Source organism: Arthrobacter sp. GCM10027362 (genome assembly GCF_042679445.1).
Taxonomy (GTDB): domain Bacteria; phylum Actinomycetota; class Actinomycetes; order Actinomycetales; family Micrococcaceae; genus Crystallibacter.
Genome location: NZ_JBHTML010000161.1, coordinates 1 through 9,095 on the forward strand (window position 1 = coordinate 1; position 9,095 = coordinate 9,095).

General features: G+C 70.4%; 8 protein-coding genes and 2 pseudogenes. 2 read left to right on the top strand and 8 right to left on the bottom strand.

Annotated elements, in window-relative coordinates:
* Nucleotides 1-325 (bottom strand): annotated as a pseudogene (locus ACFQ36_RS17770) (hypothetical protein); the annotation flags it as partial.
* A 114-nt stretch (nucleotides 326-439) separates the two neighbouring features.
* Between ACFQ36_RS17770 and ACFQ36_RS17775 the strand changes: the two are divergent.
* Nucleotides 440-1,348: a LysR family transcriptional regulator gene (locus ACFQ36_RS17775; RefSeq protein ID WP_377016018.1), complete on the top strand. Its 909-nt coding sequence runs from the start codon at nucleotides 440-442 to the stop codon at nucleotides 1,346-1,348.
* A gap of 33 nt (nucleotides 1,349-1,381) precedes the next feature.
* On the opposite strand, the gene ACFQ36_RS17780 is transcribed toward ACFQ36_RS17775, so the two are convergent.
* The 4 genes from ACFQ36_RS17780 to ACFQ36_RS17795 form a co-directional block, all read right to left on the bottom strand.
* Nucleotides 1,382-1,963: a HutD family protein gene (locus ACFQ36_RS17780; RefSeq protein WP_377016020.1), complete on the bottom strand. Its 582-nt coding sequence runs from the start codon at nucleotides 1,961-1,963 to the stop codon at nucleotides 1,382-1,384.
* Between the two features lie 372 nt (nucleotides 1,964-2,335).
* Nucleotides 2,336-3,190, bottom strand: a complete 855-nt coding sequence (locus ACFQ36_RS17785; protein ID WP_377016022.1) for a carbon-nitrogen hydrolase family protein — start codon at nucleotides 3,188-3,190, stop codon at nucleotides 2,336-2,338.
* A 12-nt stretch (nucleotides 3,191-3,202) separates the two neighbouring features.
* Nucleotides 3,203-4,546: an APC family permease gene (locus ACFQ36_RS17790; RefSeq protein WP_377016024.1), complete on the bottom strand. Its 1,344-nt coding sequence runs from the start codon at nucleotides 4,544-4,546 to the stop codon at nucleotides 3,203-3,205.
* A complete protein-coding gene (locus ACFQ36_RS17795; protein ID WP_377016026.1) occupies nucleotides 4,543-5,433 on the bottom strand; it encodes a carbon-nitrogen hydrolase family protein in 891 nt (296 codons plus the stop codon). The genes ACFQ36_RS17790 and ACFQ36_RS17795 overlap by 4 nt, the downstream gene beginning before the upstream one ends.
* A 108-nt stretch (nucleotides 5,434-5,541) precedes the next feature.
* On the opposite strand from ACFQ36_RS17795, the gene ACFQ36_RS17800 reads away from it, so the two are divergent.
* Entirely contained in the window at nucleotides 5,542-6,294 is a 753-nt protein-coding gene (locus ACFQ36_RS17800) for a FadR/GntR family transcriptional regulator (protein WP_377016028.1), read from the top strand.
* Here the strand turns inward: ACFQ36_RS17800 and ACFQ36_RS17805 are convergent.
* The 3 genes and pseudogenes from ACFQ36_RS17805 to ACFQ36_RS17815 all read right to left on the bottom strand — a co-directional run.
* Entirely contained in the window at nucleotides 6,263-6,703 is a 441-nt protein-coding gene (locus tag ACFQ36_RS17805) for a hypothetical protein (RefSeq protein ID WP_377016030.1), read from the bottom strand. The genes ACFQ36_RS17800 and ACFQ36_RS17805 overlap by 32 nt on opposite strands.
* Nucleotides 6,704-6,864: 161 nt before the next feature.
* Nucleotides 6,865-8,616, bottom strand: coding sequence for an acetyl/propionyl/methylcrotonyl-CoA carboxylase subunit alpha (locus tag ACFQ36_RS17810; protein WP_377016032.1), 1,752 nt, complete (start codon nucleotides 8,614-8,616; stop codon nucleotides 6,865-6,867).
* A 29-nt stretch (nucleotides 8,617-8,645) separates the two neighbouring features.
* A pseudogene (locus tag ACFQ36_RS17815) lies at nucleotides 8,646-9,095 on the bottom strand (urea amidolyase); the annotation flags it as partial.

Sequence of the window (9,095 nt, forward strand, 5' to 3'; positions counted from 1 at the left end):
GCAGCGCGCCCACGGCCACCCGGTCCAGGCTGGCGCCGGTGACCTGGACCAGCCGCGCGCGGACGGCGGCCTCGGCCTCGTCCCTGGACAGATGCGAACAGACCACCACATCGGCGCCGGCGACGGCAGCGAGCCTGTCCTCCGGGGCGGCGCCGGCCGCGAAGAGCCACTCATGGTTTTCCAGCCCCTGGGTCAGCCGGCCGGCAAACCGGCTGATGATCGGGTCCGTCACCGCCACCCTCAGTGGTGCGCCGGCGGCTGCCGGCGCCCCCGGCGGCTGCTGGTCCAGAGGCTGCTGCTGCGGAACTGCGTCGTTGGCCGGCATTCAAGTCCTTTCCTGGGCCGGCCGCGGTCCGGCCGGAGATGTTTCCACGCTAGGCACCCGGATTGATGCCTGTCCAAGCTAAGATGTGCACGAAATCATGCAAGGAGTGAATCGATGTTTTCACTGATCCAGCTGGAGTCCTTCGTGGCCGTGGCCGAGGAGCTGCACTTCGGGGCGGCCGCCGCGCGCCTGAACATGACCCAGCCGCCGCTCAGCCGCCAGATCCAGCTGCTGGAACGGGAACTGGGGGCCACGCTCTTCGAACGCAGCAGCCGGAAGGTCGAGCTGACCGCAGCCGGGCGGACCCTGCTGCCCAGCGCCCGCCGGATCCTGGACCTGTGCACCCGGACCGAACTGGACGTCCGGCGGGTCTCCAGCGGCGACGCCGGCTCGATCACGATCGGCTACACCGCCATCGCCGGGCAGAGCGCGCTGCCGGGCATCCTCCGGCTGGCCGGCGAGCAGCTGCCCGGGGTGTCCCTGGTCCTGCGCGAGGCCGTCTCGACCGACCAGCTGGACGGGCTGAGCAAGGGCAGCATCGATATCGGCCTGCTGCGGCCCATCGTGGCGCGCCCGGGCGTGGTGTCCCGGCCGCTGATGGAGGACCGGCTGGTAGCCGCGCTGCCGGACGGGCATGACCTGGCCACCGGACGGGGCGTCATGCTCAAGGAACTGGACGGGCTGCCCCTGATGATGTACTCGACCGCCGAGGCACGGTACTTCCACGACCTGGTGATGCGACTCTACGACAGTGCCGGGGCGCGGGCGAACGTCACCCAGTTCGCCAGCCAGGTGCCGGCCCTGCTCGCCTTCGTCGCGGCCGGGCTGGGGGTGACGCTGGTCCCCGCCTCGGCGATGGCCTTTGCCCCGCCGGGGGTGGTGTTCGAGGAACTCGTCGGCCCGGCGGGCCTGGCGGACCTGAACCGTGCGGACCTGGACCTGGCCTGGAACGAATCCAACGCCAGCCCTGCCGTCGCCCGGCTGCTGGAGATCATCCTCAGCCAGGACGCGGGCCCCTCCTAGCCTGCCGGCACTGGCCGGCCAGCGCCCCGGTGCTCAGTAGCGCCAGAGTTCGACGACGGCGCAGCGGCCTTCCTGCGGAGCCTGGATCGAGATGTCCGCCGTACCGGAGGTGTTGTCCAGGCGCAGCAGTTCATGATTGCCCAGCTGCGCCTGGCCGCCTTCCGGCGTGCCAATGACGGCCCGGCGCCCCGAGCAATAGACCAGCACGGTGGCTGCGGTAGTGATGAACCGGCGGGATCCCGGAAAGGCCAGCCATTCGAACCGCGCCGAGAACCGGTCCGGGCGGTAAATCAGGTTGAAGTCACGGACGGGCCCGTCGAGCAGGGCGCAGCTGGTCCGGCTGCCGCCGTCGAAAGCGTAGGCCTCGAACGGTCGAAGGTCCCCGCTGGGCACTCCATCGACGCTCAGGCGCATTCCGGCACCCTCCAGGACCGTGATGACCCGCTGCATTCCGGTGAAGGCGGAAAATTCCCCGTCTTCGGCGATGTCGGCGATCGAGAGCCGCCAGCCATAATCCTGGTCCGCGGTATCCCGGGCCAGCTCGGTCGTCGTTCCACGGCCGTTTTTCCACGGCATGGCGGCATAGTCCCTCTCAACGTAATGTGTCGCGGTCATCAACGTTTCCTTTCTGCAATTCTGCAATGAAGGACCCGGCAGCGGCCCTGCTCGTGCGGCTTCCGTCATCGTAGCGGGAAGGAGCCGGCGCCCCTGGAGTGGGGCGCGAGGGTCCCGCCAGAGAACGGCCAGGAGTTCCCGTGCGCGGAGTGTGCGGGGCAGGCCGTGAGCGGGCGGCGAAGCCGGCCGGTCGGGGTCGTCCCGCAGTTCGCAAGCTCACTGCGGGAGCCCTCGGCCCGAACCTTGGGGAGCGCCCCTAGAGTGGGGCGCGAGGGTCCCGGCGTGGCGGCGAAGCCGACACTGTGGGAGCGCCCCTAGAGTGGGGCGCGAGGGTCCCGGCGTGGCGGCGAAGCCGACACTGTGGGAGCGCCCCTAGAGTGGGGCGCGAGGGTCCCGGCGTGGCGGCGAAGCCGACACTGTGGGAGCGCCCCAATCTCCCAGCCGCTCTCCCAGCCGCCGCTGCCGGTGCACCGGGAAGCGGTCCCGGACCGCGGCCACCTCGTCCGCGGAGACCTCCACGACGGCCACGGCCGGCTGCGTCCCCAGTTCGGTGCAGGGAGCGCCCATCGGGTCCACCAGCACGCTGTGCCCGACCGAGATGGGCGGAGCCTGGCACACTCCGGCCACGTAGACGCCGTTCTCGATCGCCCGGGCGGCGGTCAGCGACAGCCACTGCCGCAGCTTGTGCTCGCCCGGCACCCAGGAGGAACAGGCCAGCAGCACCTCGGCCCCGGCGTCGGAGAGCGCCCGGGCCAGTTCGGGGAAGCGCAGGTCGTAGCAGGTCAGCAGCCCGAAGCCCACGCCCTCGAACCCGAACACCACCGGCGCCGTCGAGGGCGAGGGGGCAATGAACTGCGATTCCCCCAAGCCCTGCGCGTCGAACAGGTGGATCTTGCGGTAGGCGGCCAGCCGGCCGCCGTCGGGCCCGAACGCCACCAGCGTGTTGTACGCCCGGCCGGGCTCGCCGGCGGCTTCGACGACGCCGGCCACCACCGCGATGCCGTGCCGCCGGCCCATGCCGGCCAGCGCCGTGCACACCGGTCCGTCCAGCGGCTCGGCCACGGCCGGGAAGGACGCGTCCACCACCTTCTTCTCGTAGCTGGCGTACTCCGGGAAGGCCACGAGCCGGGCCCCGGCGCCGGACGCGTCGGCGGCGAAGCGGTCCATGGCCGCGAGGTTGGCCGCGATGTCGGTCCCCGATTCCAGCTGGCCCAGCGCAATCCGCACGCGAGACTCCTTCTAGACCGCGGCCTTCTCGGTGGCGGCCATCTCCGGCGGGGCCACCTTGAAGCCCCGGGTGATCACGGTCAGCACCACGATGCCCAGCACCAGCCAGGACAGGCCCAGCGTGATCGCATGGCTGTCCAGCCGGGAGAGCAGGTAGGCGCAGACCACCGCACCGACCACAGGCACCGCCACGTTGCTGACCGGGTTCAGCCGCCGGCCGGCACGGCGTTCGCGCACGAAGTGGAAGATCACGGATACGTTCACCAGGGTAAAGGCCGTGAAGGCGCCGAAGTTGATGAAGGAGGTGGAGGTGGCCACGTCCAGGAACAGGGCGATCAGGCCCACCGCACCGGTGAGCACCAGGTTCACCACCGGGGTGTGGAACTTGGCGTTCAGTCGCCCGAACACGGACTTGGGCAGCACCGCGTCCCGGCCCATCGCGTACAGCAGCCGGGAGGCGCTGGCCTGCGCGGCCAGGCCGGAGGCGAACTGGGCCACCACCAGGCCGGCCAGGAAGACGGCGCCGAAGAGCCGCCCGCCGATCTGCAGCGCAATGGCACTGGCCGCCGAGGCAGAATCCTCGAACACCCCGCCCGGATGCACCAGCTGGGTCACGTAGGAGACCGCGATGAAAATGCCGCCGCCGATCAGGGCGATGAGCATGATGGCCCGCGGCATGTTCCTGCGCGGCTCGATGGTCTCCTCGGTCAGCGTGGTAACGGCGTCGAAACCCAGGAAGGAGTACGCGGCGATGGCCGCGCCGGCGGTGATGGTGCCGAAGCTGGAGGTGTCGTTGAAGAACGGCTCCGTGCTGGCCAGCCCGCCCGCCCCGGCGGCGGAGACCACGTGCCCGATGGACAACGCCACGAAGAACACGATCACCAGCAGCTGGAAGGCCATCAGCAGGTAGTTGGCCTTGTCCGCGACCTTGATGCCCAGGATGTTCAGCATCGTGGTGACCAGGATGAAGCCGATGATCCAGGCCCCGATCGGCACGGACGGAAACTGCGCCGTGAGGTAGGAACCGCCGATCAGCCAGATCACCATCGGCAGGAACAGGTAGTCCAGCAGGATCGCCCAGCCCACCAGGAAGCCCACGCGCGGATCGATGGAACGGCGCACGTAGGTGTAGGCGGAGCCGGCAACCGGGTAGGTGACGGCCATCCGGCCATAGCTGTGCGCGGTGAACAGCATGGCGACCAGGGCCACCAGGTAGGCCGACGGCGAGGCGCCGCCGGTGGCCTCGGCGATCACGCCGAAGATTCCCAGCACGATCAGCGGGGTCAGGTAGGCCAGCCCGAACAGGACCAGCGAGGGCAGCTTCAGCGTGCGGGTGAGGGTGGGTTGGGTCGTCACCGTGGTTCCTTCGGGTTCGCGGACTGCGGGGTCCAGGTGGCCGGGTCCATCCGGCCCTGGTAGATGGGCAGATCGATGGGGGTTTCGCCGTCGTGGAACTGGGACCACGGGCGGTTGACGTTTTCGGTGCCGTGCGTGCGGACGCGTTCGACGGCGGCCAGGTCCAGTTCCGCCGCCAGCAGCGCCGGCGCGTCGTCGGGGGCCTCGGCGATGGTGTTGCCCTCGGGGTCCACGATCAGGCTGCGGCCCTGCCCGGTGGGGCCGGCGCAGTTCACGCTGACCATGAACACCTGGTTCACGATCGCGTTGGCCTTCGCCAGAACCAGTTCCTGCCGCCGGTCCGGGGTGGTGGTCTTGACGACGTTGAGGATGACCTCGGCACCCATCCAGGCCAGCTGGCGGGCCACCTCGGGGAACCAGGCGTCGTAGCAGATGTTCAGGCCCACCCTGCCGATGTCCTCCAGGTCCACCGTGGTGAAGCGGTCGCCCGGGTCGTAGGGCTCGTGCGGGCGCCACGGGAAGATTTTGCGGTAGCAGCCGGCGAGCCGGCCCTGCGGGGAGAGCACCAGTTCGGTGTTGAACAGCTGGCCCTGGGGGCCGCGCTCGCAGACGCTGCCGGGCACGAGCCAGAGGCCTAAGTCCCCGGCCAGCTCGCACAGCCCTTTGACCCGCGGTCCGTCCAGGGGTTCGGCGGCCTCCTGCAGGGCCTCGGTGCGCTGGCGGTCCGGGTTGCCGTCGCCGAACAGGTGCAGTTCCGGGAAGACCACCAGCCTGGCGTCCGGCCGCTGTTCGACGGCGGCTGCGACCTCGGCGGCGAAGGCCGCCAGCGGCTCGCCGATCAGCCGCGGCGGGGCCTGGGCGGCGACCAGGGGAAGGATGCGGTGCACGGGATCTCTCCAAGCTTTTCTTCGGACGGTGGGATGTGGCCTGTGCCATATTAGATCATAATGAACCAATTATGGAAGGGGGTTCCCGTGGCCCGTAAAGTGGCGGGTATGACCTCTGACCTCGCCGACAGCGCCGCGCCCTCGGCCATCGGCGCCGCGGCACTGTCCGGCTTCGACCGCCGCAGCGCCATCGACGCCGTGCGGCTGCGCATCGGCATGGCCATTTCGCTGGGGCTGCTCAAGCCGGGGGAGCGGCTGCCGGACCAGCAGGAAGTTGCCCTGGGGCTGTCCGTCAGCCCGATCACCGCCCGGCGCGCGCTGGCCAGCCTGGCCGAGCAGGGGGTGGTGGTGCGACGGCGCGGCCGCGGCGGCGGGACCTTCGTGGCGGACGAGCCGCCCCGGGAGGTGCTCCGGGAACTCACCGCCTCGCCGGCGGAATCGCAGCAGGTGCACCGGCTGGTGGACCGCCGGCTGCTGTTCGAATGCGCGGTCACGCATTACGCCGCGGTCAACGCGACCGCCGAACAGCTGGAGGAGCTCGAACGGCTCACCGCCGAGATGGCCGCCGCGGCCAACTGGTCCGACTACCACCAGGCCGACGAGCGGTTCCACCGGCTGGTCGCCGCCGCCTCCGGGCTGGGCAGCGCCCTGGAGGCCTACAACGAGACCCTGGCCGAGCTCTACGCGTACTTCATCCCGTATCCGATCGGGCTGCTGCGCAAGTCCAACCGGGACCATATTGCGCTGGTGGCAGCGCTGCAGGCCGGGAATGTGACCGCGGCGGTGGAGGTGTCCCGCCGGCACGTGGACATCCTGCACCGCACCATGTTCATGGGCCTGGCCGCCGGCCCGCACGGATGATCATCACCACCGCCGCGGCCGCGGTCAGCGCAATGGCCCCGGCCACGATCGCACGGACCGCGGCAAGGCCTTCGTTCCGGTCCGGGGCGGCGCGCCGCCGGGCACGGGGACGGCCGGTGCCGGTGGTTCCGCCGGGCTGCGGACCGGGATCCTCCAGGGACCGGGCCGCGGCCTCGGCGGCGGGCAGGTCCACAATGTACGGCTGGCCGTAGGAAGCTTCCGACGCCACGGCATCCAGCCAGGTTTCCTGCGGGCCGGGCAGCCGGCGCCGGGAGAAGGCCTTGAGCAGCATCCGCTTGATTTCGGGCATCGTCCTGCCGCGGGCGCGCCGGGCGACTTCGAAGATGGCCAGCTGGCGCTGCGTATTGGGACGTTCCGCCGAGTCTTCCAGCGGATTGGTTTCATCCATGCCCGGGTCCTTTCGCGAGCCTGTCTGCAGGTATCGGGTCAGGCATTTCCGCAACCTGGCCTGCTGTGGAACCGCGTGATCCGCCGAACGAGGACATGCTATGGCGGTGGACGGTCCTCACCGGACAGTCTGGCGTGCCGGCCGCGGCCGCGCAACCGGTTTCAGCCTGCCGTATTGATCAACGTCAAGAGTGTGCCGACTGCCACGAGCGCTCCACGGCCGACCAAATGTTCGCCAAGGATTCCGGCACGATGCGCCATCACAGTGGTTTCCATCTTCATGGCTTCGAGCACCAGCACGGGATCGCCTTTCTCGACCGCCTGGCCCGGTTCAACCAGCCACTTGACCACCGACCCGGCCATGGTGGAGGCCAGTCCGCCGGGATCGCCGCTTTCTTTCGGCGCAGCATCAGACGGGCCGGGTTCGGCCGCCGGGGAATTGGAGGCCAAAGCGGCGAGCAGCTCCGCCGGCAGGCCGACGGCCAGCCGGCGGCCGTCCACCTCAACGGTGATGGTGCGGCGCCGGCCTTCCGGCGCCACAGCGGAGAACTCGGGACTGTCCGTCAGCGTGCCGGTGAACTCGGCCTCGATCCATCCCGTGTACACCCCAAGGCCCGCGGTGCCGGCGAAGGCCGGATCGTCGACGACGGCGCGGTGGAACGGCAGTACGGTAGCTACACCGGTGATCTCGAACTCGGCGAGCGCCCGCCGGGCCCGGCGCAGGGCCTGCGGCCGGTCCGCGCCGGTGACGACGAGCTTGGCCAGCAGGGAATCGAACTGGCCGGGCACCATGCTGCCGGCGCGGACGCCGGTGTCCACCCGGATGCCGGGACCGGTGGGCACGGCAAAGCGGCCGATGGTGCCGGGGGAGGGCAGGAACCCGCGGGCCGGGTCCTCGGCATTGATCCGGAATTCGAATGAATGCCCGTGCGGTTCGGGATCCCCGGTCAGCGCGAGTGGTTCCCCGGCGGCAATGGCCAGCTGGGCCTGCACCAGGTCGATGCCGGAGGTTTCCTCGGTGATGGGATGCTCCACCTGCAGGCGGGTGTTGACCTCCAGGAACGATACGGTCCCGTCCGCGGCCACCAGGTATTCCACCGTTCCGGCGCCGGTGTAACCGGCCTCGCGGCAGATGGCCTTGGCCGAGGCGTGGATCTGCCGGCGCTGCTCCTGGGTCAGGAACGGCGCGGGGGCTTCCTCGACGAGCTTCTGGTGGCGGCGCTGCAGCGAACAGTCCCGGGTGCCGACCACAATGACATTGCCGTAGGAGTCGGCAAGGATCTGGGCCTCCACGTGCCGGGGCCGGTCCAGGAAGCGTTCCACGAAGCATTCGTCCCGGCCGAAGGCCGTCCTGGACTCGCGCACCGCCGAGTCGAAGGCCTCCTCGATGGCGTCCAGCTCCCGGACCACCTTCAGTCCCCGCCCGCCGCCGCCGAACGCGGCCTTGATGGCTACCGGCAGTCCGTGCTGTTCGGCGAAGGCCCGGATCTCGGCCGCGGAGGCCACCGGTCCGTCGCTGCCGGCCACCAGCGGGGCTCCGGCCGCGACGGCGATCCCGCGGGCCGTGACCTTGTTGCCCAGCAGCCGGATGGCTGCCGGGGACGGCCCGACCCAGGTCAGGCCCGCATCGAGTACGGCCTGGGCGAAATCGGCGTTTTCGGACAGGAAGCCGTAGCCGGGATGGATCGCATCGGCCCCGGAGCGCCGCGCGATGTCCAGCAGCTTGGCAGCGTTAAGGTAGGTGTCGGCCGGGCTGTTGCCTGTCAGGGCGTAGGCCTCCCCGGCGGCTGAAACGTGCGGGGCATCGGCGTCGACGTCGGCGTAGACGGCCACGGATTCCAGCCCGGCGTCGTCGCAGCCGCGGGCGATCCGCACGGCAATCTCGCCGCGGTTGGCAATGAGGACTTTCTGCATGGTTCCTTAGGTTTCTTCTGGGTCCGCAATTACTGCGGTGGAACAGGGGCGGCATCGGGGCAGGGGACGAACCGGATCATGGCGCCGGGGGCCAGTTGGGCCGCCTTGTCCAAGTCCGCCGAGAGCACCACCCCGGCCACCGGATAGCCGCCGGTGACCGGATGGTCTGCCAGGAAAAGGATGGGCAGGCCCGAGGGCGGGACCTGGATGGCGCCGGTGACAGTGCCCTCGCTGTTCAGCTCCCCGGTCCGGGCGCGGGTCAGGGGGGTTCCGTCCAACCGCAGGCCGATCCGGTTGGACTGCGGCGTGACGGTCCACAGCTGCCTGCCGAATTCGGCGAGGGCCGCCTCGGTAAACCATTCGGCGCGCGGTCCCGGGACGAACCGCAGTTCGGTCACCTCGGCGGGCTCCGCGGCCGGCGGCTCGGGGAAGCCGACGACGGCGCCGGGCGGGGCGGCAGCCACCGGCAGCACGGTTCC

Bases quoted from the DNA above. Each gene is read 5' to 3' on its own strand.
- ACFQ36_RS17800 (WP_377016028.1), top strand. From the start codon at position 5,542: ATGACCTCTGACCTCGCCGACAGCGCCGCGCCCTCGGCCATCGGCGCC.
- ACFQ36_RS17780 (WP_377016020.1), bottom strand. From the start codon at position 1,963: ATGACCGCGACACATTACGTTGAGAGGGACTATGCCGCCATGCCGTGG.
- ACFQ36_RS17810 (WP_377016032.1), bottom strand. From the start codon at position 8,616: ATGCAGAAAGTCCTCATTGCCAACCGCGGCGAGATTGCCGTGCGGATC.
- ACFQ36_RS17805 (WP_377016030.1), bottom strand. From the start codon at position 6,703: ATGGATGAAACCAATCCGCTGGAAGACTCGGCGGAACGTCCCAATACG.
- ACFQ36_RS17775 (WP_377016018.1), top strand. From the start codon at position 440: ATGTTTTCACTGATCCAGCTGGAGTCCTTCGTGGCCGTGGCCGAGGAG.